The organism is Micrococcales bacterium, from assembly GCA_016703125.1.
Taxonomy (GTDB): Bacteria; Actinomycetota; Actinomycetes; order S36-B12; family UBA10799; genus JADKAV01.
Genome location: JADJCR010000003.1, coordinates 413,563 through 438,974, shown reverse-complemented (window position 1 = coordinate 438,974; position 25,412 = coordinate 413,563). Strand labels below are relative to the sequence as shown.

Annotated in this window: 23 protein-coding genes, 1 tRNA gene and 1 pseudogene; 6 read left to right on the top strand and 19 right to left on the bottom strand. The window is 68.4% G+C overall.

Annotated elements, in window-relative coordinates; genetic code table 11:
- Positions 1-10: 10 nt before the first annotated feature.
- The gene (locus IPG68_06465) at positions 11-1,135 is read left to right on the top strand and encodes an AI-2E family transporter (GenBank protein MBK6762928.1); all 1,125 of its coding nucleotides are present in this window, start codon (positions 11-13) and stop codon (positions 1,133-1,135) included.
- Here IPG68_06465 and era read toward each other — a convergent pair.
- The 9 genes from era to hrcA are packed head-to-tail and all read right to left on the bottom strand — an operon-like array spanning position 1,115 to position 8,295.
- A complete protein-coding gene (era, locus tag IPG68_06460) occupies positions 1,115-2,023 on the bottom strand; it encodes a GTPase Era (GenBank protein MBK6762927.1) in 909 nt (302 codons plus the stop codon). The genes IPG68_06465 and era overlap by 21 nt on opposite strands.
- Positions 2,020-2,340: a cytidine deaminase gene (locus IPG68_06455; GenBank protein MBK6762926.1), complete on the bottom strand. Its 321-nt coding sequence runs from the start codon at positions 2,338-2,340 to the stop codon at positions 2,020-2,022. The genes era and IPG68_06455 overlap by 4 nt, the downstream gene beginning before the upstream one ends.
- Complete coding sequence (locus tag IPG68_06450; GenBank protein ID MBK6762925.1) at positions 2,337-3,638, bottom strand: HlyC/CorC family transporter; 1,302 nt, start codon at positions 3,636-3,638, stop codon at positions 2,337-2,339. Before IPG68_06450 ends, IPG68_06455 begins: the two co-directional genes overlap by 4 nt.
- Positions 3,638-4,096, bottom strand: a complete 459-nt coding sequence (ybeY, locus tag IPG68_06445) for an rRNA maturation RNase YbeY (GenBank protein ID MBK6762924.1) — start codon at positions 4,094-4,096, stop codon at positions 3,638-3,640. Before ybeY ends, IPG68_06450 begins: the two co-directional genes overlap by 1 nt.
- Positions 4,093-5,088, bottom strand: a complete 996-nt coding sequence (locus IPG68_06440) for a PhoH family protein (protein MBK6762923.1) — start codon at positions 5,086-5,088, stop codon at positions 4,093-4,095. Before IPG68_06440 ends, ybeY begins: the two co-directional genes overlap by 4 nt.
- On the bottom strand, positions 5,073-5,420 hold the full coding sequence (locus tag IPG68_06435) for a histidine triad nucleotide-binding protein (GenBank protein ID MBK6762922.1): 348 nt from the start codon (positions 5,418-5,420) through the stop codon (positions 5,073-5,075). Before IPG68_06435 ends, IPG68_06440 begins: the two co-directional genes overlap by 16 nt.
- A 1-nt stretch (position 5,421) precedes the next feature.
- The gene (locus tag IPG68_06430; protein MBK6762921.1) at positions 5,422-6,135 is read right to left on the bottom strand and encodes a 16S rRNA (uracil(1498)-N(3))-methyltransferase; all 714 of its coding nucleotides are present in this window, start codon (positions 6,133-6,135) and stop codon (positions 5,422-5,424) included.
- Entirely contained in the window at positions 6,132-7,271 is a 1,140-nt protein-coding gene (dnaJ, locus tag IPG68_06425) for a molecular chaperone DnaJ (protein MBK6762920.1), read from the bottom strand. Before dnaJ ends, IPG68_06430 begins: the two co-directional genes overlap by 4 nt.
- Before the next feature lie 10 nt (positions 7,272-7,281).
- The gene (gene hrcA / locus IPG68_06420; protein ID MBK6762919.1) at positions 7,282-8,295 is read right to left on the bottom strand and encodes a heat-inducible transcriptional repressor HrcA; all 1,014 of its coding nucleotides are present in this window, start codon (positions 8,293-8,295) and stop codon (positions 7,282-7,284) included.
- 149 nt (positions 8,296-8,444) lie between these two features.
- Here hrcA and IPG68_06415 point away from each other — a divergent pair, with 149 nt between their 5' ends.
- A complete protein-coding gene (locus tag IPG68_06415) occupies positions 8,445-8,900 on the top strand; it encodes a DUF4190 domain-containing protein (GenBank protein ID MBK6762918.1) in 456 nt (151 codons plus the stop codon).
- Positions 8,901-9,219: 319 nt separating this feature from the next.
- Positions 9,220-9,897, top strand: coding sequence for a hypothetical protein (locus tag IPG68_06410; GenBank protein ID MBK6762917.1), 678 nt, complete (start codon positions 9,220-9,222; stop codon positions 9,895-9,897).
- On the opposite strand, the gene IPG68_06405 is transcribed toward IPG68_06410, so the two are convergent.
- From IPG68_06405 to rpsT, 3 genes are all read right to left on the bottom strand, one after another.
- Positions 9,879-11,078: a coproporphyrinogen III oxidase gene (locus IPG68_06405; protein ID MBK6762916.1), complete on the bottom strand. Its 1,200-nt coding sequence runs from the start codon at positions 11,076-11,078 to the stop codon at positions 9,879-9,881. The genes IPG68_06410 and IPG68_06405 overlap by 19 nt on opposite strands.
- A 328-nt stretch (positions 11,079-11,406) precedes the next feature.
- Positions 11,407-13,173: a long-chain fatty acid--CoA ligase gene (locus IPG68_06400; protein MBK6762915.1), complete on the bottom strand. Its 1,767-nt coding sequence runs from the start codon at positions 13,171-13,173 to the stop codon at positions 11,407-11,409.
- Positions 13,174-13,334: 161 nt separating this feature from the next.
- Positions 13,335-13,604, bottom strand: coding sequence for a 30S ribosomal protein S20 (gene rpsT, locus IPG68_06395; protein MBK6762914.1), 270 nt, complete (start codon positions 13,602-13,604; stop codon positions 13,335-13,337).
- Positions 13,605-13,809: 205 nt separating this feature from the next.
- Between rpsT and IPG68_06390 the strand changes: the two are divergent.
- Positions 13,810-15,510, top strand: a pseudogene (locus tag IPG68_06390) (elongation factor 4).
- A complete protein-coding gene (locus IPG68_06385; GenBank protein MBK6762913.1) occupies positions 15,507-16,469 on the top strand; it encodes a hypothetical protein in 963 nt (320 codons plus the stop codon). The pseudogene IPG68_06390 and the gene IPG68_06385 overlap by 4 nt, the downstream one beginning before the upstream one ends.
- A gap of 1 nt (position 16,470) precedes the next feature.
- On the opposite strand, the gene IPG68_06380 is transcribed toward IPG68_06385, so the two are convergent.
- Positions 16,471-18,495: a ComEC/Rec2 family competence protein gene (locus IPG68_06380; protein MBK6762912.1), complete on the bottom strand. Its 2,025-nt coding sequence runs from the start codon at positions 18,493-18,495 to the stop codon at positions 16,471-16,473.
- Positions 18,496-18,569: 74 nt separating this feature from the next.
- A complete protein-coding gene (locus IPG68_06375; protein MBK6762911.1) occupies positions 18,570-19,193 on the bottom strand; it encodes a ComEA family DNA-binding protein in 624 nt (207 codons plus the stop codon).
- Positions 19,194-19,350: 157 nt separating this feature from the next.
- On the opposite strand from IPG68_06375, the gene IPG68_06370 reads away from it, so the two are divergent.
- Positions 19,351-20,583 carry a DUF222 domain-containing protein gene (locus tag IPG68_06370; GenBank protein MBK6762910.1) on the top strand — a complete coding sequence of 411 codons (1,233 nt, stop codon included), beginning with the start codon at positions 19,351-19,353 and terminating at the stop codon, positions 20,581-20,583.
- 21 nt (positions 20,584-20,604) lie between these two features.
- On the opposite strand, the gene plsY is transcribed toward IPG68_06370, so the two are convergent.
- From plsY to IPG68_06345, 5 genes are all read right to left on the bottom strand, one after another.
- The gene (plsY, locus tag IPG68_06365) at positions 20,605-21,177 is read right to left on the bottom strand and encodes a glycerol-3-phosphate 1-O-acyltransferase PlsY (protein MBK6762909.1); all 573 of its coding nucleotides are present in this window, start codon (positions 21,175-21,177) and stop codon (positions 20,605-20,607) included.
- Positions 21,174-22,019 carry a DegV family protein gene (locus IPG68_06360; protein MBK6762908.1) on the bottom strand — a complete coding sequence of 282 codons (846 nt, stop codon included), beginning with the start codon at positions 22,017-22,019 and terminating at the stop codon, positions 21,174-21,176. The genes plsY and IPG68_06360 overlap by 4 nt, the downstream gene beginning before the upstream one ends.
- Positions 22,020-22,043: 24 nt before the next feature.
- A complete protein-coding gene (locus IPG68_06355; GenBank protein MBK6762907.1) occupies positions 22,044-24,506 on the bottom strand; it encodes a leucine--tRNA ligase in 2,463 nt (820 codons plus the stop codon).
- Positions 24,507-24,554: 48 nt separating this feature from the next.
- The gene (locus IPG68_06350; protein MBK6762906.1) at positions 24,555-25,265 is read right to left on the bottom strand and encodes an SGNH/GDSL hydrolase family protein; all 711 of its coding nucleotides are present in this window, start codon (positions 25,263-25,265) and stop codon (positions 24,555-24,557) included.
- A gap of 68 nt (positions 25,266-25,333) precedes the next feature.
- Positions 25,334-25,406, bottom strand: a tRNA-Ala gene (locus tag IPG68_06345).
- Positions 25,407-25,412: the final 6 nt, after the last annotated feature.

The following is a 25,412-nucleotide window of genomic DNA, read 5'->3' as shown; positions in this document are numbered from 1 at the left end:
GGTGGGGCTCGTGGCTGAACACGACGACAAGGTGCCGACGGTGCAGGTCCGGCTCGATCCGGGCTGGGTCCGGCGCTCGGCTCTGGGCGTGATCGTCCTGCTGGCGGTGTTCATGGTGTTCCTGTGGGCGTGGAAGGCCCTGGGGGACTTCCTCTTCTTGTTGCTGCTGGCATGGCTGCTGGGCCTGGCGATCGACCCCATCGTCACCCGCCTACACGACAGCTGGGGGTGGCCGCGCGGACTGGGCACGATGTTCGTGTTCATCATGCTGGGGGTGTTCGCCGCGGTGTTCTTCGTCGCCTTCGGCCAGTTGTTCGCCTCCCAGATCACGTCGCTGGTACAGGCCGCCCCGTCGATCGTGCAGAACGTCATCGATTGGCTCAACGCCCGGTTCAACCTCGGTCTCGACCCGGCGACCATCAAGAATCAACTGAACCTCACGCCGCAGACCGTGGGCAAGTTCGCCAGCCAAGCCGCCGGCGGTGTGCTCGGGGTGCTGAGCTCGGCGATCGGGGTCGTCTTCCAGGGCTTCACGCTGCTGCTGTTCGCGTTCTACTTCGCCGCCGACGGACCGCGGCTGCGCAAGCATGTGGCGTCCCTGCTGCCCACCAAGCAGCAGGCCGTCTTCCACGACGTGTGGCAGATCGCCACGGACAAGGCCGGCGGGTTCGTGATCTCCCGGCTCGGTCTGGCCGGCATCTCGGCACTGTTCTCCGGGCTCTTCTTCATCATCATCGGCCTGGACTACTGGCTGCCACTGGCGCTGTGGATGGGCTTGATCAGCCAGTTCATCCCCACGGTGGGCACGTACCTGGCGGTGGCCCTGCCCGGGCTGATCGCGGTGCTGTCCGACCAGCCGCTCGACGCCGTGTGGGTCATCATCTTCGCGACCGTGTACCAGCAGATCGAGAACTACTACTTCGCCCCGCGGATCAGCGCCCGCACGATGGACATCCATCCGGCGGTGGCGTTCGGTTCGGTGATCGCCGGTGCGGCACTGTTCGGGCCGATCGGTGCCTTGATCGGGATCCCCGTGGCCGCTGCCGTCCTGGCCTTCGCCCAGGTGTACACCCGTCGCTACGAACTCATCCCCGAACTCGAGGACGACGAAGAGTCAGAAACCCAGCCGGCGTAACTGCCCCGGGTTGTTCTGCCAGTCCTTGGCCACCTTGACGTGCAGGTCGAGGTACACCCGGGTGCCCAGCAGCGCCTCGATCTTGGTGCGGGCCTGCGCTCCGATCTGCTTGAGTTGCAGCCCGCGCCGGCCGAGCACGATGGGTTTCTGGCTGTCGCGCTCCACGTACATCGTCGCGTAGATGTCCATCAGCGGGTCGTCCGCGGCCCGCCCCTCGCGCAGGCCCATCTCGTCGATGTCAACAGCCAGCGAGTGCGGCAGTTCGTCGTGCAGCCGTTCGAGGGCTGCCTCCCGGATCATCTCGGCCACGACCACCCGCTCCGGCTGGTCGCTGATCTCGTCGCCGAAAAGGTGCGGACCCTCGGGCATCATGGCGGCGAGCACCCCGGCCAGTTCCGCGACATTGGCCCCGTCGAGGGCGCTGACGGGGACGAAGTGGGCGATCTCCAGGCCGAGTTCGCTGGTGAACGCGTCCGCCTCCAGCAGGCGTTGCGCCACCATGTCGGGACGCACGGCGTCGGCCTTCGTCAGTGCGAGCAGGATCTTCTGCTGCCGCAGGTCCTGCAGGCGCTCGGCGATGAAGCGGTCACCCGGGCCGATCCGCTGGTCGGCGGGCAGGCACACCACCACCACGTCCACCTCGGTCAGGGTGCCCAGGACCAGATCGTTGAGCCGGCGGCCCAGCAGGGTCCGGGGCCGGTGGATCCCGGGGGTGTCGACGAGGATCACTTGGTCCTCACCGATGTTCAACATGCCCCGGATGGTGTGGCGGGTGGTCTGCGGCCGGGACGACGTGATCGCCACGCGATGACCCACCAGCGCGTTGGTCAGGGTGGACTTGCCCACGTTGGGCCGCCCGATGATGGCCGCGAAACCGCACCTGCTCATGTCGACAACTCCTCCACGACCGCACCGGTGGCGGCGCAGTGCCAGACGGGCACCGCGGTGCCCCCGAGGTCGCGCACCCCGTCGAGTCCGGGTGCGTCTCCACCCACCACCACCGCGGCCTCGAGCCCGGTGGCCCCGGCGGCGACCGCCTGCGCCACGGCGAGGTCGAGCGCACTCACCTGCAACGACGGCAGGGCGACGCTGGCACCGGCATAGCTGCGCCCGGTGTCATCACGCACCGCTGCGCCCTGCGCGGCCTGGATGCGGGCACGTGCCGCGCGGGCCAGTGCCACCAGCTTCTCGTCCTCCGGGGTCATCGTCGGTCCTCCTGCGGTTCCGGCAGCCTCTCGACCAGAATGGTGCCGATCCGGTTGCGGCGGCCGGCGGCCCGCTCCGCGGTCAGCCGGTAGCCGTCGATGTCCACGTGCGTGCCGGGGATTGGAACCACCCCGAGCCGGCGCGCCAGCAGCCCCGCCACGGTGTCCACCTCGTCGGCCCCGCTGCTCACGGCAACCGGTACCAGTTCCGCCAGGTCGTCCACCGGCAGTCTCGCGTTGATCCGGTATCGCCCGCCCGCCAGTTCCTCCACGTCGGGGGTCTCTGCGGTGTCGTACTCGTCGGCGATCTCCCCCACGATCTCCTCGAGGATGTCCTCGATGGTGACCAGCCCGGCAGTGCCGCCGTACTCGTCGACGACGATCGCCATGTGCACGCGCGCCGCCTGCAGGTCCCGCAGCAGGTCGTCGGCACGTTTGGAGTCGGGTGCGAAATGCGCCTGCCGCATCACCGCGTCGACCCGCTCGCTGCGCTCGGAGTTGCGGTTCTCGAACGAACGCCGGGCCACGTCCTTGAGATACACCACGCCGACCACGTCATCGAGGTTCTCCCCGATCACCGGGATGCGGCTGAAGCCTGAGCGCAGCCCCAGCGACAGCGCCTGGCGCAGGGACTTCGTGCTCTCGATCCATACCATCTCCGTGCGGGGCACCATCACCTCCCGCACCAGGGTGTCGCCGAGTTCGAAGACCGAGTGCAGCATCTGTCGCTCCTCGTCCTCGATGACGAAGTTCGCGCTGGCCTGATCCAGGAGTTCCCGCAGTTCGGCCTGACTGACGAACGGCCCCTCGCGGTACCCCTTGCCGGGCGTGATGGCGTTGCCGATGAGGATGAGTAAGGACGTCAGTGGCGCCAGCATCCCGGCCAGGAACCGCGCCGGCCCGGACGCGGCCAGGGCCACCGGTTCAACGTGTTGCTGGGCCAGAGTGCGCGGCGCGACGCCGGTGACGACATAGCCGACCAAGACCATGACCAGGACCGCCAGCCCGATCTGCCACCACAGCGGACCGCTGACGGTCTCCATGCCGATCAGCGTCGCGAGGCCGATCGCCGTCGTGGTGCACACCAGCCGCAGGAAAAGCAGGACGTTGACGTACCGGGGACGATCCTCCACCACGATGTGCAGCCCCTTGGCACCGCGCACCCCGAGTTCCACAAGTTCCTCGGCACGTGGGCGGGAGACCCGCGTGATGGCGACTTCGGCCGCTACCAGCAGTCCGGCCAGACCCACGAGCAGCAGCACGGCCAGAACCTGCAGGACGATATCTCGGTACTCCATCAGGACGCGCCCTCGGACTGCCACTCCCCGAGCAACCGGCGCTGCAGGCCGAACATCAGGCGCTCTTCGTCGGCCTCGGCGTGGTCGTAGCCCAGCAGGTGGAGGATGCCGTGGGTGAGGAGCACGCCGATCTCCAGTCGCACCTCGTGCCCGGCCTGCACGGCCTGTCGCTGCGCGACTTCCGGGCAAATGACCACGTCGCCGAGAAGGCCCTCCGGGGGCTCCTCGTCATCGCGGGGAGGCGTGAGTTCGTCCATGGGGAAACTCAGCACGTCGGTGGGTCCCGGCTCGCCCATCCACCGCACGTGCAGATCCGTCATGGTGTCGACATCGACGAAGACGACACTCAGTTCGGCACCCGGGTGGATGCGCAGCCGGTCGAGGAGGAAGCGCGCCTGATCCTGGATCGAGCCCAGGTCGATCTCTGCCTGCGTCTGGTTGACGACGTCAACGCTCATCGTGACTGCTCGAATCGGCCGTAGGCGTCCACGATGTCGCCGACGAGTCGGTGGCGGACGACGTCGCGGCTGGTCAGTTCGCAGAACTGCACGTCGTCGATGCCGGCCAGGATCTTCTGCACGATCCGCAGGCCGCTGGTCGTGCCCCCCGGGAGGTCGACCTGGGTGACGTCGCCGGTCACCACCATCGTCGAGCCGAAACCGAGCCGGGTCAGGAACATCTTCATCTGCTCGGCGGTGGTGTTCTGCGCCTCGTCGAGGATGATGAACGCGTCGTTGAGGGTCCGGCCGCGCATGTACGCCAGCGGCGCCACCTCGATCGTGCCGCTGGTCATCAGTTGCGGGATCCGGTCGGGATCGATCATGTCGTGCAGTGCGTCGTACAGCGGGCGCAGGTACGGGTCGATCTTCTCGCTGAGCGTGCCGGGCAGGAAGCCGAGACGCTCGCCGGCTTCGACCGCCGGGCGCGTGAGGATGATGCGATTGATCTGCTTGGACTGCAGGGCCTGCACCGCTTTGGCCACCGCCAGGTAGGTCTTGCCGGTGCCGGCCGGACCGATGCCGAACACGATCGTGTTCAGGTCGATGGCGTCCACGTACCGCTTCTGGTTCAGGGTCTTGGCCCGGATCGCCTTGCCCCGGCTGGACAGGATGTTGGCCGTGAGCAATTGCGACGGCGACAGTGACCGGTCCGAGCGCAGCATCGCCACGGACCGCTCCACGGCATCCGGGGTCAGGCCCTGGCCCGTGCGCAGGATCGACAGCATCTCGGCCAGCACCTGCTCGGCCAGACCGACCTCCGTGACATCACCGGAGAGATGGATCTCGTTGCCGCGCACCAGGACATCGATCTCCGGGAAGTCCCGCTCGAACTGCTTGAGGTTCTCATCGTTCGCGCCGAGCAGCGCGACCATCGGATGGGTGTTCGGGACGACGACGGTACTGGACACGACCGCGCCGGCGGATGCGGAGGGGCTCATCCCGGCGGCCATTCCATCTGCCGTCCACCGATCACATGCGCGTGCACGTGCTCCACCTCCTGGCCGCCGTGGCCACCGGTGTTGAAGACGACACGAAAGCCCTCGTCGAGCCCTTCGGCGGCCGCCACGTCCGAGACCACGGTCAGCACCTCGGCAACGGCCTGCCGATCGGCTGACAGTTCGGAGACGTTGCGGTAGTGGTGCCGCGGGATCACCAGGACGTGCACCGGTGCGACCGGGTTGAGGTCCCGGAACGCCACCACGGTGTCGGTCTCACGCACGACCGTCGCGGGGATCTCACCTTGCGCGATGGCGCAGAAGATGCAGGCCATATCCGGAATCATGTCATGCCCCCAGGCGCATCTCTAAACCTCTCAACCACATGCAGGCCGCCGCTCCGGCGGTCGAGGTGCGCAGGATCTCCGGACCCATCCGGACCGGCACCGCCCCCGCCGCCACCAGCCCCTCAACTTCGTCGTCATCGAGCCCTCCCTCAGGGCCGACGACGACAGTCACCGGCCCCGGCGGCGGGTCGAGGTCGTACAGGCGCTCGTCGGCATCCTCGTGCAGTATCAGTCCGGCTCCCTGTATGACCGGCAGGCCCTTCTGCACCTCGGCCACCTCGGGGATCCACGCCCGGCGGGACTGCTTGGCCGCCGCGCGGGCCACCCGTTGCCAGCGCTGCCGCTTGACCTCCCGCTTGTCCCCCCAGTCCGGTACCGTCCGCTGCGACTGCCACGGCACGACTGCTGTGACGCCGCACTCCGTGAGCAGTTCCACCGCGAGTTCTGCCCGCTCACCCTTGGGAACCGCCTGCACCACGACGATGGCTCGCGGCGCCGGCACGTGGCGGTGCGTCCTGACCGCCGCCACCAGCCCCTGCCGGCGGTCCACAGAGCCGACGACACAATCGGCCAGGCCGCCCCGGCCGTCCCCGACGAGGACCGCTTCGCCGACATGCAAGCGCATGGCCACCGTCGCGTGGCGCGCCTCGTCGCCGGTGACGGTGACCTGACCCTGCCGCGGCAGATGATCCACGTAGAACAGCGGTGCTGTCATTTGCCGCTGAAAGCGTCCTTGATCCGGGTGAACAGCCCGGTGGGGTGCTCGGCGACGGTCGCCTCCACGTGCTCCTCGTCACGCATGACCGCGAGCTGCTCCAACAACTCGCGCTGCTCGGCGTCGATGCGGGTGGGGGTGAGCACATCGATGTGTACGAGCAGATCGCCGCGGCCGGAACGCTGGAGCCTCGCCGCGCCGAGCCCGCGCAGCGTCTGCACGCTGCCACTCTGGGTCCCGGGCCGGATCTCGATCTGCTGCTCACCGTCGAGGGTCTGCAGCGGGATCATGGTGCCGAGCGCAGCGGCGGTCATCGGGATGCTCAGACGCACATGCAGGTCGTTGCCCTGTCGCTCGAACACCGGGTGCGGCTTCTGGATGATCTCGACATAGACATCGCCTTGCGGACCGTTGCCCGGCCCCACCTCCCCCTGGCCGGCGAGCAGCAGCCGGGTGCCCGTCTCCACACCGGCCGGCACCTCCACGGCGATCGTCTGACGGGTGCGGACCCGGCCGTCCCCGGCGCACTCCGGGCAGGGCGACGGATTGAGGTTGCCGAACCCCTGGCACTGCGGGCAGGCGCGGGCAGTCATCACCTGTCCGAGGAACGTGCGCTGCACGTTCTGCACCTCCCCACGGCCTCGGCACATCGGGCAGGTCACCAGTTGGGCGCCGTCGGCGGTGCCCCCGCCGTGACACGTCGGACACCCCACCGCGGTATCCACGGTGATCTCCTTCTGGGTGCCGAACACGGCCTCGGACAGATCGATCTCGACACGCAGCAGTGCGTCCTGGCCCCGGCGGGTCCGGGGCTTGGGCCCACGGGAGGCACCCCCACCGCCACCGCCGAAGAACGAGTTCATCAGGTCCTCGAACAGGTTCTCCGTGCCGAACCCGGCGCCACCGGAGCCGGGAGCCCCAGCCCGCGGGTCGTGGCCCAAGTCGTACATCTGCCGCTTGCGGGCGTCCGAGAGCACCTCGTAGGCCGCGGTCACGTCCTTGAACTGCTCATGGGTGCTGGGGTCCGGGTTGACATCGGGGTGCAACTCCCGGGCCAACCGCCGGTACGCGCGCTTGATCTCCTCAGGTGTGGCATCGCGCGCGACACCGAGGGTCTCGTAATAATCGGTTGCCATCGTCTTCCTTCTACTGGCTCAGGATGCGGCCCAGGTAACGTGCCACGGCGCGGACTGAACCCATCGTGCCCGGGTAGTCCATGCGCGTCGGGCCGAGCACCCCGATGTGCGCGATGCTGTGCGAATGGGGACCGTATCCGGTGGTCACGACCGCCGATGACGACAGTTCCGCCACCTCGTTCTCCGACCCGATCCGCACCGTCAGGTCGTCGTGGCTGCCCACCTCCTGCAACAACCGCAGCAGCACGACGTGCTCCTCCAGCGCCTCCAGGACCGGCCCCACGGTCATGGAGTAGTCCTCGCCGAACCGCGTGAGGTTCGCGGTGCCACCCATCACGATCCGGTCCTCCCGCCGCTCGACCACCGTCTCGAGCAGGCTGGCCAGCACGCTGGCGGCCAGCGGGCGGTACTGCGCCGGGGTCTGGTCCGGAATGACGCCCACGGCGTCCGCGACGGCGGTGAAGGACTTGCCCACCACCGCCGCGTTGAGACGGGCACGCAGGTCGAGCAGCGCCTCGTCGGTGATCTCGATCGGGCTCTCCACCGTGCGTTGCTCGACGCGGCCGGTGTCCGCGATCACGATCAGCAGGACGCGGCGCGGCGTGAGACCGACGATCTCGACGTGCCGGACCCCGCTGCGGGTCAAGGTGGGGTACTGGACCAGCGCAACCTGCTGGGTCAGTTGGGCCAGCAGTCGCACTGTGCGTTGCATGACGTCGTCGAGGTCGACGGCGGAATCCAGGAAGTGGTGGATCGCCCGCCGCTCGGCCGGGGACAACGGCTTGATCTGGGCGATCCGGTCGACGAACAGCCGGTACCCCTTGTCGGTCGGCACCCGGCCGGCACTGGTGTGGGGGGCGACGATGTAGCCCTCTTCCTCCAGCACGGCCATGTCGTTGCGCAACGTGGCCGAACTCACCCCGAAGTTGTGGCGCTCGGCCAGCATCTTGGAACCCACGGGCTCGCGCGTGGCGACGTAGTCCTCCACGATCGCCCGCAAGACCTCGAGCTTCCGGTCGTCCATGGCCACCCTTCATCACGGGCACTGTCGCTGATTAGCACTCTGCTGCCCTGAGTGCCAGTGTACGGCCAATACACACGTACAGCCACGGTGCGCACGCGCGGTGGCGCCGGCGCTCCTGGCCCCGCTAACCTCGACACCGGGAGGCGACCATGGCTGACACCGGAGGCGGCGACTGGCACGGCGGTGCGCAGGATCAGCCCGACTTCGGGCCTCCCGGACCGGCCGACTCCGGCGGTTTCCGGGCCCACGTCCCACCGCCTCCGCCACCACCGGCGGGCACGCCAATGCCCGACCGCGCGTCGGCGCCGGACTGGGACACCGGCTTCGCGGCCGCGCGGACCCAGAAGGACACCAAGTCCACGGCCGCGCTGGTCACCGGACTGCTCGGGCTCATTCTGACCTTCCTCTGCGCGGCGCTCGGCGTACCACTGGCCATCGCCGCGATCGTGCTGGGCATCCAGGGCCGCAAACAGGCCCGGTACACCGGGAGCCCCTCGGGAGCGGCCACTGCCGGACTGGTCCTCGGGGTGATCTCGCTGACGCTGCTGGCAGTATTCATGGTCGCGATCCTGGTATTCAGTGCGGGCGCTCCCAGCGGCGACTGACACGCCGCGAGCACCCGCCGGCGGCGCATGTGGCAAATCCGGCGGCGTCCGCGCCGACCGGACTAGGCTGTGAACCGCTCGGCAATTCCGGCAATCCGACCAAGCGAGGAAATCATGTCCGAGACAGCTCACATCGGCGTCGCGTGGCCCCTGCGGGCACGGGACCGCCAGTGCCGGCTCTCCGACACGATCACCGCAGCCGTCGCCAACAAGGACTAGGAGTTCTCGATGTCAGTTCCACCTCCTCCCCCGGTTACCCGCCCGGCGGCTACCCCTCCCCGGCGGCGGCATGCCCGGTCCTGCGGGTAAGCCGTTCAGCGTGGGCGATGCGTTCGGCTACGGCTGGAAGAAGTTCACGGAGAACATCGGCCCGATCCTGATCGCCATGTTGGTGTTCATGCTCGTCGGTGCTGTGATCTACGGGCTGCAGTTCCTGTTCCAGAGCCTCACGAGCCCGGACGCCACCGTGATCAGCGGCGAGAACGGTTTCGTCGTCCAGCAGTCCGGCAGTGGCTTCGCGGCCATGCTGGTCTCGCTGGTGTTCTCGATCGTGGGCTTCATCTGGAGCTACCTGATCCAGGCCGGGTTCGCCCGTGGTGGTCTGGCCCTCACCGAGGGCCGGCCGCTGGTGCTCGGTGAACTGCTCAGCTTCAACAAGCTGGGACGGATCATCCTGGCTGGCATCATCCTCAGCATCATGACCTTCATCGGTCTGCTTCTGTGCATCCTGCCCGGTCTGGTGGTCGCCTTCTTCGGCGCGTTCTTCGTGTACTTCATCCTCGATCAGGATCTCGGTGCATGGCAGTCGATCACGGCGAGTTTCTCCTTCGTGAAGGACAACATCGGCAACCTGCTGCTGCTGCTGATCCTCACGTGGATCGCCCTGTTCGTCGGCGCGCTGCTGTGCGGCCTCGGCCTCTTCGTGGCCGTGCCCGTCACCGTCATCGCGCAGACCTACGCGTACAAGGTGCTACGGGGTCAGCCTGTGGCGCCCTGATCCCACAGCAGGACCCGCACGACGGCGTCCGCCAGCATCCGGCCCTCACGGGTCAGGCGCAGGCGGGCGCCGTCGGCGTTCTCCAGCCATCCGCGGCCGACAAGGTCCGCCACCGGGGCAGGTGGGAAGCCGGCGGGGTCGAAGCCTTCGGCCAGACGGACCTGCAGCATCACGGACTCGGTGCGGCGCTGCTCGTCGTCCAGGGTCTCCCGCCCGGCAGCGGGGCTGCGGCCGGCGGCCAGCATCGACTGATAGGTGGCCGGCCGTTTCACGTTCCACCACCGGATGCCGTCGACATGCGAGTGGGCACCAGGCCCGAAACCCCACCAGTTGTCGGCGTGCCAATAGCCCAGGTTGTGTTCACTGCGGGCCCCTGGACGCGACCAGTTGGAGATCTCGTACCACGACAGCCCGTGGCTGCTGAGGATCTCGTCGGCGGCGTCGTACTGCGCGGCGGCAAGGTCGGGATCCGGAGCCGGCACCTCCCCCCGACGGACACGGCGGGCCAGGGCTGTGCCCTCCTCCACCCCGAGGGCATAGGCGGAGACGTGATCGGGACCTGCGCTCAGAGCCGCCAGAACGGTCTCCCGCCAGGATGCCAACGACTGGCCGGGGACCCCGTAGATCAGGTCCAGCGACACGTGCCCGAATCCGGCGGCCCTCGCCTGACGGGCTGCGGCCTGCGCCCGCCCCGGGGTGTGCACACGGTCGAGCACCCGCAGCGCGGCCGGATCGGCGCTCTGCATGCCGAGGCTGAGCCGGTTCACTCCCGCGGCGAGCCACGCGTCGAGGGCCTGATCGGTCACGTTCTCCGGGTTCGCCTCCATCGTGACCTCAGCGTCTGGCTCCAGCCCGAAGCCGTCCCGCAGCGCACCGATGAGCAGCGCCAGTTCAGGGGGTGGGAGCAGCGACGGGGTACCCCCGCCGATGAAGACCGACGCCAGCGGCTGCGGGCGGGTCACACGGTGGGCGAGATCGACCTCGCGGCGCACGGCGGTCACGTACGCGTCGGTGTGCAAGCCCCCCAGTTCGCCGGCGGTATAGGTGTTGAAGTCGCAGTAGCCGCATCGCACCGTGCAGAACGGCACGTGGACGTAAGCGCGCAGCGGGTGGTCCCAGTCGAGTCCGCCGGGCAGGCCGCCGTCTGCTGGCGCGGGGTCACCAGCGGGCAGTTCGGGCACGCGGTCAGTGTCTCACCCGCGAAGTGCCACCCGGTGCCAACGTCTGTGCCCGGTGACTGCCACCCCAGCAGCACCCGGGAGCGGACACCGGGAGCGAAACTGCCGGTGAATCGCTCCCGGTGAGGTATCCGCCTCCTGGCGCAGGGCCACCACCCGCGGAGCGAAACTGCACGGTTGAATCGCTCCCCGGTAGAGGTATCACTCCCGCCTACACCTGGACGCCGCCGGCGACGCCAGGGCCACCCACCACCCGCACCCGGGAGCGCAGCGCACCGCCAGGCACGATCGAAGGGGCGGGCCCGCAGGCACCGCCCCTTCGATCGTTGGATCAGGTGTACATCGCGTCCAGGATGTCGCGGTACTTCTCCTCGACAGCCTTGCGCTTGACCTTCAGGCTCGGGGTCAACTCACCCTCCTCGACGGTGAAGTCGCGGTCGAGGATCTCGAACTTCTTGATCGTCTCCCAGCGGTTCAGCCGCGAGTTGAGCTCATCGACGGAGGCCTGCATCTCCTTGAGCATCTCCGGGTCCTTGGCGATCTCGTCGAGCGAGACGCCCGCCTTGCCGTGATCCGCTGCCCAAGCAGCTGCGGCATCGGGGTCCAGCGTGATCAGCGCGCTGGCGAAGTTGCGGTCGTTGGCGTGGACCACCATGTTCCCGACCAGACCACTGATCGCCTTGAACTGGCTCTCGATCGCCGACGGCGCGATGTACTTGCCACCGGAGGTCTTGACCAGGTCCTTCTTGCGGTCGGTGATCTTCACCCGGCCCATGTCATCGATCTCGCCGATGTCACCGGTGGCGAACCAGCCGTCGCCGGGGAACACCTCGGCGTTGGCCTCAGGCAAGTTGCGGTAGCCGCGCATCACGCCGCCACCGCGGATGAGGATCTCACCGTCGTCTGCGATCTTGATCTCGGTGCCGGCGGCGGGTTCTCCCACGGTGCCGAACCGGATACGGTCGGGGCGCATGACACAAGTCGCAGCGCTGGTCTCCGTCAGGCCGTAGCCCTCGAGGATCGGCAGCCCGGCCGCATAGAACCACAGCGCGATGTCCTTCGACAGTGCTGCGGAGCCCGAGATCATGTAGCGCATGTGGCCGCCGAGCCGCTCGCGGATCTTCGAGAAGACCAACTTGTCGGCGATGCTGCGCTTGAAGGCCAGCCCGCCACCGACCTTCTCACCGGCCAGTTCCTTCTCTGCGGCCTCGATGCCAACCTTGAACGCCCACGTGAAGATCTTGGCCTTCGCGCCGCCCTCGGAGAGTGCGGTCTGCGCGACCTTCGAGTAGACCTTCTCGAAGATGCGAGGAACAGCGGCCATGAACGTGGGCTGCACCGTGGGCAGGTTCTCCACGATCTGCGGCACGCGGCCGTCGACCGCGGTCACGAAGCCGACCTGCAACTGCAGGGCGAGCAGCACCTTGCCGAACGAGTGTGCCAGCGGCAGCCACAGGAACTGCACGTCGTCGATGCCGATGATGTTCAGGCTCTCGACGAAGGCGCCCTCGTAGGTCCAGTTGCTGTGCGTCAGTTCCACACCCTTGGGCTTGCCGGTGGTGCCGGAGGTGTAGATCAGGGTGGCGAGGCTGTCGGCCTTGACCGTGCGTGCCCGTTCCTTGACACCTTCGGGGTTGCCCTTCAGGTAGCCGTCGCCGAGTGCGCGGAGGTCATCCATGGAGATCACCCAGTCACCGTCACCGGCACCGTCGAAGACGACGACCTTCTCGATGTTCAACTCGTCGCGGTGCAACCGCACCTTCTCGACCTGGCTGTCGTCCTCGGCGAACAGGAAGCGGGTGTTCGAGTCGCTGAGGATGTACGCCACGTCGGCGTCGCCGGTGCTCGGGTAGACGGTTGTGGTCGCCCCTGCGGCGAGCATGACCGCCATGTCGGCGAGGATCCAGTCGAGCCGGGTGTTCGACGCGATGGACACGCGCTGCTCGTGCTCGAGCCCAAGGGAGAGCAGGCCGGCGGCAAGCTTCTCAGCGTCGTCGTAGGCCTGCTTCCACGTCAGGGAGAACCAGCTTGAGTCGTCGGCGGTCGGCGCCCGGAAGGCATCGGCATTGGGAGTCGCGCTGACCCGGTCGAGGATCATGTGAGCGACGGACTCGGACGTCTGTCCAAGCGTTTCACGCCCTGTCGTCGTGTTGGCCACTGGTGTGAACCTTTCGCTACGGCGTTAGGAGGATAGTTACGCGCCACACTAGTACCCGCCGCGAAAGGATGCAGGCGCATCCGGAGAAATCGGACCTGCGATCAGGCGGAGGTCGCCTGCGCGACGGCCTTGTCCAGGGCGCTCTTCTTGTTCGCGGCCTGGTTCTTGTGGATGACGCCCTTGCTCACGGCCTTGTCGAGCTTGCGGCCGGCTTCGCGAGCGAGTTCCTGAGCGCGGTCGACCTCGCCGGCCGCGAGCGCCTCGCGCACCCGGCGCGAGGCGGTGCGCAGCGAACTCTTGACCGCCTTGTTGCGCTCGTGCGCCTTGATGTTGGTCTTGTTCCGCTTCATCTGGGACTTGATGTTCGCCACGGTGCTCTTATGTCCTTGTCGTGTTCTATCGTCGAGGGCGGCGCCTACCGGTCCGAACGAAGCCAGGCAGCGCGAAACCGCGTCCGAATCAGCATAGCGCGGCACGATCGCGCCCCCGGCGCCGGGGGCGCGCGGGGAATGGAACTATAGGAGCGTGACGACTTCGGCGGGCGCTGCCCCGGCACCCGGCCAGACCCCCGAGCACCTGCTGCGCAACTTCAGCATCATCGCCCACATCGACCACGGAAAGTCGACGCTGGCCGACCGGATGCTGCAGATCACCGGGGTCGTGGACGGCCGGTCGATGCGCGCGCAGTACCTCGACCGCATGGACATCGAGCGCGAGCGCGGGATCACGATCAAGTCCCCGGCCGTCAGGCTCCCGTTCACCGCTGCGGACGAGCGGACTTACGTGCTCAATCTCATCGACACCCCGGGCCACGTGGACTTCACCTACGAGGTGTCGCGCAGTCTCGCCGCGTGCGAGGGTGCCGTGCTGCTGGTGGACGCCGCGCAGGGCATCGAAGCCCAGACCCTGGCCAACCTCTGGCTGGCGATGGAGAACGACCTCACGGTGATCCCGGTGCTCAACAAGATCGACCTGCCGGCAGCCCAGCCGGAGAAGTTCGCCGCCGAACTGGCCCACATCATCGGTTGTTCCCCCACGATGTCTTCAAGGTCAGCGCCAAGACCGGCGAGGGGGTGGCGGAGTTGCTCAACGAGGTCGTCACCCAGATCCCCCCGCCCAGCGGCCAGCCGGACGCCGAGGCGCGGGCGATGATCTTCGACTCGGTCTACGACACCTACCGCGGCGTCGTCACCTACGTGCGGGTGGTCGACGGCGCCCTGCACTCCCGGGAACGCATTCGGATGATGAGCACCGGCGCCACCCACGAGACGCTCGAGGTCGGTGTCATCTCCCCCGAGCCGATCGCCACCGATTCCATCGCCGCCGGCGAGGTGGGTTATCTCATCACCGGCGTGAAGGACGTGCGGCAGTCCCGGGTCGGGGACACCGTCACCGCCGCAGCACGCCCGGCACAGGAGCCCTGCACTGAAACTCAACGACGCCGCCCTGGTCTACGAGCCGGAGACCTCCGCGGCTCTGGGCTTCGGGTACCGCTGCGGGTTCCTCGGTCTGCTGCATCTGGAGATCGTGCGCGAACGCCTCGAGCGGGAGTTCGACCTCGATCTCATCTCGACAGCGCCGAACGTGGTCTATCGCGTGATCATGGAGGACGCCACCGAGCACGTGGTGACCAACCCCAGCGAGTTCCCGACCGGAAAGATCGGTGAGGTGTTCGAGCCGGTGGTGCGGTCCACGATCCTCACCCCCAGCGAGTTCGTGGGCACGGTCATGGAACTGTGCCAGAACCGGCGCGGCACCCTGCTGGGGATGGACTACCTGTCCGAGGACCGCGTCGAGATGCGCTACACCCTGCCGCTGGCCGAGATCGTGTTCGACTTCTTCGACCAGTTGAAGTCCCGCACGCGCGGCTACGCCTCGTTGGACTACGAACCCGCCGATGAGCAGAGCGCGAACCTCGTCAAGGTGGACATCCTTCTGCAGGGCGAGAACGTCGATGCGTTCAGCGCCATCGTGCACCGGGACAAGGCCTACGCCTACGGAGTCATGATGACCGCCAAACTGCGCGCGCTGATCCCCCGCCAGCAGTTCGAGGTACCGATCCAGGCCGCCATCGGCTCCCGGGTGATCGCCCGCGAGACCATCCGCGCGATCCGCAAGGACGTGCTCGCCAAGTGCTACGGCGGCGACATCACCCGCAAGCGCAAACTGCTCGAGAAGCAGAAGGAGGGCAAGAAGCGGATGAAGATGGTGGGGCGCGTGGAGGTTCCGCAGGAAGCCTTCATCGCGGCCTTGTCCACGTCAGAGGAGCCGCGATGACGCTGGTCCTGCTGACGGGTTCGGACCCGTTCCTGTCCGCGCGTGCCATCGAGGACACGGGCAAGCAGGGGCAGAAGCACGACCCGGACCTTGCCGTCGAGGAGACCAGTGGGTCGGCCTCCGACGTACGGCTCCGGCTCGCCGAGGCTGGCGGCGAGGATCTCTTCGGCACCCGCAGCATCCTCGTGGTCACCGAAGCCGACGCGCTCGGGGAGGCCGTCGACGCCCTGCTCGTCGCTGCGGAGAACAACCCCGTCGTGGCGCACCACCGGGCCGGCCGGGCCGGACAGGCGGTACTGAAGGACGTGAAGAAGCGGGCAGAGACCGTGATCGAATGCCAGCCGCTGAAGAGAGGGCGGCAGCTCAACGACTTCGTGACCTCCGAGTTCAGGCGGTACAAGCGCCGGATCACTTCCGACGCACTGGCCCTGTTGGTGGAGGCGGTCGGGACGGACCTCGCCGACCTCGCGTCGGCCGCCCACCAGCTCACCTCCGATTCGCAGTCCGACCCCATCGACGCCGACGTGGTCGGGCAGTACTTCCGAGGCGTGGCAGAACTGTCCGGCTACCAGGTGGCCGACGCGGTGATGCTCGGTCACCCCGCTGAGGTGCTGCAACGCCTGCGGCAGGCGCAGATCGCGGCGGACGGGGCCCGCACCGGCCCGGCGATCGTCGCCGCTGTGGCAGGGTCGGTCCGGCAGCTCATCGCCCTGTCGGCCTGCCCGCCCGGGCTCGCCGATCCGGATGTCGCCCGGCAGGTGGGCGTTCCGCCCTGGAAGGTCCGTACCCTGCGGACGCAGTTGCGCCGCTGGAAACCAGCGCAGTTGGCTCAGGCGGTCACCGTGCTCGCAGACCTCGACGCACGTGTGAAGGGCGGACTGCGCGAGGGGGAGCAACTCGACGCCGCGCAGAAATTGCACGCCCTCGAGCGGGACCTGATCTCGTTGGCCGTCGACTGAGTCAGCCCAGCGGCGACTGTTCGGGCCCCCGGATCACCACCTCGCGGGCGTCAGTGATGGCGATGTCCCCGTTGTCCTCGGTCGTGAAAACCCGTGCGCCCGCCCGTTGCCAGGCCGCCACGGCCTGCGGCGCCGGGTGGCCGAATGGGTTACCCGCGCCCACGCCCACGAGCGCGATGTCCGCGGCCACCCGCCCCGCGAGGTCGGGGACGAACTGCGCCGATCCGTGATGCGGAACCTTGACGATGTCGGCGTGCACGTCGTAATTGGCAAGCAGCGCCCGCTGAGCCTCCGGCTCGATGTCGCCCAGGAACACCGCGCGTCCCTGCGGGGCGATGACGATAAGACCCAGGCTTGCGTTGTTCGGGACGGAACCGGCCTCGATGATGCGCTGTGGCCAGACAACGGTCAGTTGCATGTTGCCGACGGCAACCGTGGTTCCGGGTGACGGGGTGGCCACCGGCAGTGCGGACAACAGCGGGACGGCCTCGGCATGCTGCTCGGCAGGCTCCAGGCACGGCGTCGTCCAGACCTGCGCGACCGGTCGGCCGTGCAGGACCCCTGCCAGGCCGTCGACGTGGTCGGCATGGAAATGGGTAAGCACCAGCAGGTCGATCGATGACACGCCGAGTCGGGCCAGGCACCCGTCCATCGCCTCGGCGTCCGGACCGGTATCGATGACGACGACTCGACCCTGTGATCGCACGACGAAGCCGTCCCCTTGACCGACGTCGCACCCGACGATCCACCAGTCCGGCGGTGGCCATGGCGCACTCCCCCGGATCGTGACGGCGACGACGCCCACCAGCAGCAGCGACACCAGTGCGATGTGCTGGCGTCCCAGGACAAGGACCGCCGCACTCACGGCAGCAGCCAGGATCACCCCACCCCAGCCGGGAACCCAGGTGAGGTGCGGCAGCACGTCCCACTCAGCAATCCTCAAGACGCCTGCGCACACCCAGCGACCCGCGGTTGCCGGCACTTGAGCGGGCAGGCCGGACCACTGCAGGGTCAGGGCCGCCAGCCCCAGGATCGGTGCGGCCGCCGCCAGGGGCATCGCGATCACGTTCGCCATCACGGTGCGCGGCCCGACGGCACCTCCCAGGGCCACGAGGATGGGCAACGTCGCCATCTGCGCTGCCAGGGACGCCGCCAGCGGCCCCCGGTCGATCACGGCGATGAGCCCCGCTGTGGCCGCCACCGACAAGATGAAGCCGACGGAGAACGCCAGCCATGGGTCCACCAGCAGCAGGAGGACCGCACTGACCTGCAGCACGTGGGCAGCCGCGTGCCTGCCACCCACCAGTCCGGCCACCAGCGACAGTCCGGCCATGACAGCGGCCCGCAGCACGCTGGGCTGGCTCCCGGCCGTCACCACGAACCCCACCAGCACCACCGCGCACAGCACGCCGCGGGGCGTGCGAGGCACCCTGGCCCATCCGGCCAGCCAGTGGACCACCACCAGCAGGATCGCGATGTTCGCGCCGGACACCGCGGTCAGATGGGTCAGCCCGGCACTTCGCATTGCCTCGCGCGCACCGTCGGACAGCCCTTCTTCCTGGCCGAGCGTCATCCCCGACAGCAGCCATCCCGTGTCGCCGTCACCGGACACCTGCCGCATGACCATGCGTGCCTGGGCAGGCCAGCCGCCGGCATGCCGGACCTCCACCGGTCCGCTCACCCGCAGCGAGGAACTCTGTCCGCGGGTCCGGGGTTCCTGCACCGTCATCCTGGCGACGACCGTGTCCGCCATGCGCGCCCCGATCGCACCATCCCCGGCGACACTCACTGTCGCCCGCGGCGCACCGGCGGTGATCTGGCCCGTGGCGGTCCACCACGGGCCAGACAGACCCTGCCGGATCTGCGGCGACGTGGACAGTCGCACGGCCAGTTCATGCGAGGTCCCCGCCGGCAGCGCGGACGCTTGCACGGACGCTGCGTGCAGGGCCGCGATGACGACGCCGGTCACCAGCGCTGCCCCGGCCGCCGCTACCCACCAGCGCCGTACCAGACCAGCTACGACCACTGCCGGGATGATCGCCCACAGCCACCCCGCTGCCCCGAAGCAGATGCCAGCCCATAGACATGCCAGGACGCCCGTCAGCCACCAGCGCCGACGGTCACCAGCGGCTTCATCTGTGCGAATGTCGCCTCTCCGATCCCCGATACCTCCAGCAGTTGTTCCACCGTCTGGAATCCGCCGTTCTGCTCCCGGTAGGTGACGATCCGGCCGGCGATCACCGGCCCCACACCGGGGATCTCCTGCAGCACCTCCAGGGACGCCGTGTTGATGTCGATCGGTCCCGGGCCGCCGGTCGTGCCGCTTGCCGACGTCGGCGCGGCGACCGGGGCTGGATCGATCCCGACGCGGATCTGCTCACCGTCGACGAGCACCCTGGCCAGGTTCTGGTCGCTGGTGTCCACTCCCGGCTTGGCGCCGCCCACGGCCTCCAGAGCGTCCTGCACCCGAGCGCCCTTCGGCAGCGTGACGACCGCGGGACGGGCCACCTTGCCCACCACCTCGACCACTACCTCGCCGGTGGGGCTGGGAGACCCCGACGCGATGGGCTCCGACGGACTGGTGCTGGCCGACGCGACCACCGCGATCGGCGCCGCGGCCGGTGCTGGACGCTGGCGCGTGAACAGCAGCGTCAGACCCACCGCTGCAGCCAGCACTGCAGCGAGGATCGCCAGTGTCCGGCGGTCGAGATCCAGACTGTTCATGCTGTTCACCATGCGCTCGTTGAACGCGGCGTGGACACGGCGTTAGCCAGATTGTGGACAGGCCGACGAGCTTGTCCACAGCAGTCGGCGAGGGCCTGGTCGGCGTCGTACCCCTGCCTTAGATTCGTACTGTTCGAAGTGGATCGGAGGTGGACAAATGGCGTTCTTCGAGATCTCCCGGTCGGCGCAGCGCCGCGCCCGGATCGCGGCCTCCCTGCCCACCGAGCACCCCGACGTCTATGACCGCATCTCGGAATTGATCGACGACATCCCCGACCCTTCCCTCCTGAGCGCCGAGGAGCGAATTGCCTCCATGCGGGCCCTGCACCGGCTGAGCACGAGACTGAACGCGGCACAGACCGACCTGGCCGCTCACGCTGACGCGGCCGGTGACTCCCGCGTTCTGAGAGCCGGTACGACCGGCATCATGATCGCCGCTGCCACAGGCCAGACCCCTGCGGCGGGTTCGGCGATCGTGGCGACCGCCCAGGCCCTGCAGAGGATGCCAGCCGTGCACGACGCCTACAGCGTGGGCACCATCGGGACCGCCCACGTCGTCGCACTCACCCGCGCCGCGAATCACCTCGAGGATTTCACCGCCCTCGAGACGACTCTCGTAGAGATCGCCAGCCACGTCGACGCCGCGGAACTCCGGACCATCGCGAACAGCCTGATCTCGCAGCAGAGAGGACCCGCGAGTATCGACGCGGAGCATCTGCGACTGCGCGAGAAGCGCGGCTTGAGCCTTTCCGAGACCCCGGGCGGGATGTTCCGTATCGACGGCTGGCTCGACCCCGTCGAGGGCCGCCGACTTCGCGACACGCTGGCAGCGTTCACCGATCCGCGCACACCCAACGACCACCGCACCGCGATCCAGAGGCGGGCAGATGCGCTGACCGACCTCGTCGCCGCCGCGAATGCCAACAGCCGTCCCCTGGGCGTGTCCGGGCTGTCCATCCTTGTCGATGTCGACGAGATCGACGACGGGACCCGGGCCACGCTGGACGATGGCCATCCGATCGGACCCGCTACGTTCGACCTGCTCACGTGCGCCACGACGGCCGCTGTCGTCTTCGGCCGGAAGCACGGCGACACTTTCGTCCCCATCGCACTTGGCCGTGCTGCCCGGCGGGCCACCCGCTGGCAGTGGGCTGCCCTCATCGCCCGCGATCGTGGCTGTATCCGTTGCGGTCGCTCACCCCGCTTCTGTCAGGCGCACCACATCCTCCATTGGCGCCATGGTGGTTTGACGGATGTGTCAAACCTGGTCCTGCTCTGCGACCGATGTCACGCCGACCTGCATCACGGTCACTACACGATCACGGTGGACGCCCACGACATCCCCCACATCACGCCGAGCCGATCACCACCGGCCGACCTCCCGGCCTGACCGGCCAGCGGCCACCGCGGCTCACTTCCCGAAACGGGTCGCGATGGCCGTGCGGATGTTGCTCTGATGCCGGAGGAGGATCAGCCCTACCATCGCGGCGGCGAAGAGGATCTCGCTGTCGTCGTCGCGCCACACCAGCGACGCTGGCAGCAAGGTGACGGCGCCAGCGACACTGGCGATCCCCATGCGGCGGCTCAGCCAGAAGGCGATCCCGAAGACGACCAGCACCGGGATGAGCCAGATCGGCTGGATGGCCAGGATCGCTCCCAGCGAGGTGGCCACCCCTTTGCCACCACGGCCCTTCAGGAAAGGACTCGTGACATGACCCAACACAGCAGCGAATCCAGCGATTTCGGCCAGGACGATGTCACCGCTCCACAGGCTGAAGGCCAGTGCGGGGAGGAATCCTTTGAGCACGTCGAGGACGCCCACGAGAATGCCGGTCTTGCGCCCCATCGCACGGCTGATGTTCGTCGCCCCGGGGTTCCCGGATCCGACGGAACGGTAGTCGACCCCCCGGATGCGCGCGATGATCGCAGCCGGGTTGATCGACCCGATCAGGTAGCCGACAACTGCCGCGAACAGGTAGGTCATGGAACCTCCGCGGGCGACACGGCGATCGCGACCAGCCCGGGACCGACGTGGACACCCATCACCGCGCCGACCTCGCAGACCAGGACGTCGGTGCGCAGGTGCTCGCGCAGCCGCTGTGCCACCCCCTCGGCCCGATCCTGGGCGTCCAGATGCTGAACGGCCACCTGGACCCGGCGGCCCTGGGCGGCCTCCTCGGCAAGGTCGGCGAGACGGCCCAGCGCGCGGTTGGCGGTGCGGGCCTTCTCCAAGGGGGCCACCTCGCCGTCGACGACGTGCAAGAGCGGCTTGACGCGCAACGCGCTGCCCAGCCAGGCCGAGGCCTTGCCGATGCGACCGCCACGCCGCAGGAACTCGAGGGTGTCGACGTAGAACAGCACCTGGCTGTCAGCGGCGGTGCGACGGGCCACCTCGGCAGTGGCTACCTGGTCGGCTCCGGCCTGTGCGGCCCGCGCGGCGTTGAGCGCGGCGAAGCCCAGCCCCATCGCGATCGAGCGGGTGTCCACGACCTCGACCGGGATCGGGGCGTCCCGTGCCGCCAGCCGGGCGGCGTCGTAGGTCCCGCTCAGCGACGCCGACAGATGCACGCTGACGATCGAATCCGCACCGGCCTCGGCGGCGGCGGCATAGGCGTCGAGGAACTGCAGCGGGGTCGGTTTGGAGGTACTGACCGTCGCGAACCGGGACAACGCCGCGGCGACCTCGGCCGAGGTGATGTCCACCCCGTCGAGGAAGGTCCGCCCGTCCACGACGACGTGGATGGGCACGACGGTCAGACCCGACTGCTTCAGCAAGTCGACAGTGAGGCAGGCGGTGCTGTCGGTGACCACGGCGATGGAAGGCATTGCACCATCCTTACCCACGCTCGCTCAGCCGGGAACGATGTTGACCAACTTCGGCGCCCGCACGATGACCCGACGCGGTGGTATGCCGGCAAGCGCGGCCCCGATCGCGGGTTCGGCCAGCGCGGCGACCTGCAACTCGTCGTCACCGATATCGGGATCCACCTCGAGCCGGGCCTTCACCTTGCCGGCGATCTGCACCACACAAGTCACTGTCTGCGCCTTGACGAGTTCCGGGTCGACCTGCGGCCAGCCGGCCAGCGCGACCGACGGCTCATGACCCAGGCGGGCCCACATGTCCTCGGCAGTGTACGGGGCCACCAGCGACAGCACGATAGCCACCGCCTCGGCAGCCTCACGCACCGCCGGATCCCCCGGCCCCGGCCCCGAGTCGATGGCCTTGCGCGTGGCGTTGACCATCTCCATGACCTTTGCCACCGCCACGTTGAAGCGGAACGAGTCCACTGCCTGCCCGGCCTCGTGCACGAGCCGGTGGATCACCCTGCGCAGCCCGACGTCTCCCTCGGCGGGATCCGGGCCGGGGGCGCTGGTGACGTCACCGCTGAGGCGCCACGCCCGGGTCAGGAAACGGACGCTGGCCGCGGGCGACACATCCGACCAGTCGATGTCGTCCTCCGGCGGCCCGGCGAAGACCATCGTCAGCCGCAGTGCGTCCACCCCGTGCTCGGCGAGTTCATCGGACAGTCGCACCAGGTTGCCGCGCGACTTGCTCATCGCGGAGCCGTCCATCACGACCATGCCCTGGTTGAGCAGGCTGGCGAAGGGTTCGGTGAAGTCCACCATGCCCATGTCGTGCAGCACCTTGGTGAAGAACCGCGCGTACAGCAGATGCAGGATCGCGTGGGTGACGCCGCCCACGTACTGGTCCACCGGCAGCCACTTGCGGGCCTCCACCGGGTCGAACGGTGCATCGGTGCGCTGCGGGTCGAGGTAACGCAGGTAGTACCACGACGAATCCACGAACGTGTCCATCGTGTCCGAGTCGCGCTGCGCCGGACCCGCACAGCGGGGGCACCGGACGTTGAGCCATTCGGTGGCCGCCCCCAGCGGCGACGACCCCTTGGGCTGCAGGTCCAGGCCCTCCGGCTCAGGCAGTTGAACGGGCAGTTCGTCCTCGGGGACGGGAACCTCACCGCACTGCGGGCAGTGGATGATCGGGATCGGGGTGCCCCAGTAGCGCTGGCGCGAGATCAGCCAGTCCCGCAGTCGGTAGTTGACCGCGGAGCGGCCCCGGTCGCCGGCCTGCAGATCCGCCACGACCTTCTCGATGGCCTCCGGAGTACCCAACCCGTCCAGCGGTCCGGAGTTGATGTGCGGCCCGTCGTCGGCAGTGGCCACCCAGGTCTGCCCCGGATCCTCCTCGGAGGCGACGACGACTCGTACCGGCAGGCCGAAAGCACGGGCGAAGTCGAGGTCACGCTGGTCATGCGCCGGAACCGCCATGATTGCGCCGGTGCCGTAGTCGGCCAGCACGTAGTCGGAGGCGTAGATGGGCAGGCGCTCCCCGTTGACCGGATTGATGGCGTGGCGGTGCAGGAAGACGCCGGTCTTGGGCCGCTCGGCGGACATCCGGTCGATCTCGGACTGCTTGGTCGCCTGTGTGAGGTAGTCCGCGAACTCCTGCTCGACTCCCGATCCCTCGGCGAGCTCGGCGGCAAGGTCGGAGTCGACGGCGACCACGAAGAACGTCGCGCCGTACAGGGTGTCGGGCCGTGTCGTGTACACGGTCACCGGCTCGTCCCGGCCCTCGATCTCGAACGCGACCTCCGCACCCGTCGAGCGGCCGATCCAGTTGCGCTGCATCGTCAGCACCTTGTCCGGCCACTTGCCCTCCAACTGGGCCATGTCGTCCAGCAGCCGTTCGGCGTAGTCGGTGATCCGCAGGTACCACTGCGTCAGTTTCTTCTTCGTCACCACCGCGTCGCAGCGCTCACACCGGCCGTTGACGACCTGCTCGTTGGCCAGCACCGTCTGGTCATTGGGGCACCAGTTGACCGAACTGTCCTTGCGGTAGGCCAGGCCGCGCTCGAACATCTTCAGGAACAGCCACTGGTTCCAGTGGTAGTACTGCGGATCGCAGGTGTTGAGCGTGCGGTCCCAGTCGAACGAGCAGGCGTACCTGCGCATCGATTCGCGCTGCTGCGCGATGTTCTCGTACGTCCACGACTTCGGGTTCACGCCCCGCCGGATGGCCGCGTTCTCCGCCGGCAGTCCGAAGGCGTCCCACCCGATGGGGTGCATCACGTTGAATCCGCGCTGTACCCAATACCGGGCGATCACGTCGCCGAGCGCGTACGCCTCCGCGTGCCCCATGTGCAGGTCACCGCTGGGGTACGGGAACATGTCGAGTACGTACTTGCGCGGCCGCGGGTCATCCGGGCGCCCCGAGCGGAACGGGGCGATCTGGTCCCAGACCGGCAACCAGCGGTCCTGGATGGCCTCGGCGTCGTACTCGACCGGGTCCGGCATGAATGTCCCCTTGCGTGGTGGTCAGATGCGGACCCACAGGGCCCGGTATCAGGGTACCGAGGCCGCGCGCAGCGCCTCGGAGACCATCCCGGCGATCTCGGCGTGCGTCTGCCAGCCCCAGTGCATGCCGTCGGCATTCACCCAGCCGTTGTCCAGCCCGCGTTGCGCGGCCTGCTCGATGTCGACGAGGACCACGTCGTGCGCCTGCGCCCAGCGCCGGGCCGCGGCGACGGCTGTGGGGTGGAAGCGCAATGTCGGGTACAAGGACGAGTCGTGGGGGCTTGGCGTCAGCAGCAGGATCGGCAGGTCGGGGTACCAGGTTCGTACGGCCTGCACGATCCGGGACAGGTAGTGATCGGTGGCGCTCTGCGGGAGTTGCCGCAGCGGCCCGCCGAGCGCCGCCATCACCCGCGGCGAGAACCCCGTGTACACCCCACGCACGCGGCGCCGCAGCCAGCCCGGCCGGATGTACGAGATCCCCTGCCGCAAATAGGTCGGGATCGCAGCCGGCAGCGCATCCATGCCGCCCACCGCGATCACCAGGGCCTGCGCCCGCGGCAAGTACTCGCCCCAGAGTTTCGGATCCCGGGTGAGCGCCCACCAGGCCTCGCGCGCAGTCCAACCCACTCCCGCAGCGACATCGACGTCGCCACCGAGGTCGGCGGCCAGCAGATTGGGCCACAGTCGGGGGTCACCGGGCGGGTGTGCCTGGTCGGGCCCGTGGAAGGTCAGCGAGTCGCCGACGACGAGCACCCTCACCGGTACCGGACCCCCTCGCCATCTCCACGGAGGAATGAAAAACCCCCGAGGATCACCCGGGGGTTCAGTGGAGCTATGGGGACTCGAACCCCAGACCCCTTGCATGCCATGCAAGTGCTCTACCAGCTGAGCTATAGCCCCTCGACC

Bases quoted from the DNA above. Each gene is read 5' to 3' on its own strand.
- IPG68_06435 (MBK6762922.1), bottom strand. From the start codon at position 5,420: ATGATTCCGGATATGGCCTGCATCTTCTGCGCCATCGCGCAAGGTGAG.
- IPG68_06450 (MBK6762925.1), bottom strand. From the start codon at position 3,638: ATGGAGTACCGAGATATCGTCCTGCAGGTTCTGGCCGTGCTGCTGCTC.
- hrcA (MBK6762919.1), bottom strand. From the start codon at position 8,295: ATGGACGACCGGAAGCTCGAGGTCTTGCGGGCGATCGTGGAGGACTAC.
- IPG68_06440 (MBK6762923.1), bottom strand. From the start codon at position 5,088: ATGGCCGCCGGGATGAGCCCCTCCGCATCCGCCGGCGCGGTCGTGTCC.
- IPG68_06360 (MBK6762908.1), bottom strand. From the start codon at position 22,019: ATGCCTTCCATCGCCGTGGTCACCGACAGCACCGCCTGCCTCACTGTC.
- IPG68_06375 (MBK6762911.1), bottom strand. From the start codon at position 19,193: ATGAACAGTCTGGATCTCGACCGCCGGACACTGGCGATCCTCGCTGCA.
- IPG68_06370 (MBK6762910.1), top strand. From the start codon at position 19,351: ATGGCGTTCTTCGAGATCTCCCGGTCGGCGCAGCGCCGCGCCCGGATC.
- plsY (MBK6762909.1), bottom strand. From the start codon at position 21,177: ATGACCTACCTGTTCGCGGCAGTTGTCGGCTACCTGATCGGGTCGATC.
- IPG68_06385 (MBK6762913.1), top strand. From the start codon at position 15,507: ATGACGCTGGTCCTGCTGACGGGTTCGGACCCGTTCCTGTCCGCGCGT.
- IPG68_06430 (MBK6762921.1), bottom strand. From the start codon at position 6,135: ATGACAGCACCGCTGTTCTACGTGGATCATCTGCCGCGGCAGGGTCAG.
- era (MBK6762927.1), bottom strand. From the start codon at position 2,023: ATGAGCAGGTGCGGTTTCGCGGCCATCATCGGGCGGCCCAACGTGGGC.
- ybeY (MBK6762924.1), bottom strand. From the start codon at position 4,096: ATGAGCGTTGACGTCGTCAACCAGACGCAGGCAGAGATCGACCTGGGC.
- dnaJ (MBK6762920.1), bottom strand. From the start codon at position 7,271: ATGGCAACCGATTATTACGAGACCCTCGGTGTCGCGCGCGATGCCACA.
- IPG68_06355 (MBK6762907.1), bottom strand. From the start codon at position 24,506: ATGCCGGACCCGGTCGAGTACGACGCCGAGGCCATCCAGGACCGCTGG.
- IPG68_06455 (MBK6762926.1), bottom strand. From the start codon at position 2,340: ATGACCCCGGAGGACGAGAAGCTGGTGGCACTGGCCCGCGCGGCACGT.
- IPG68_06400 (MBK6762915.1), bottom strand. From the start codon at position 13,173: ATGATCCTCGACCGGGTCAGCGCGACTCCCAATGCCGATGCCTTCCGG.
- IPG68_06415 (MBK6762918.1), top strand. From the start codon at position 8,445: ATGGCTGACACCGGAGGCGGCGACTGGCACGGCGGTGCGCAGGATCAG.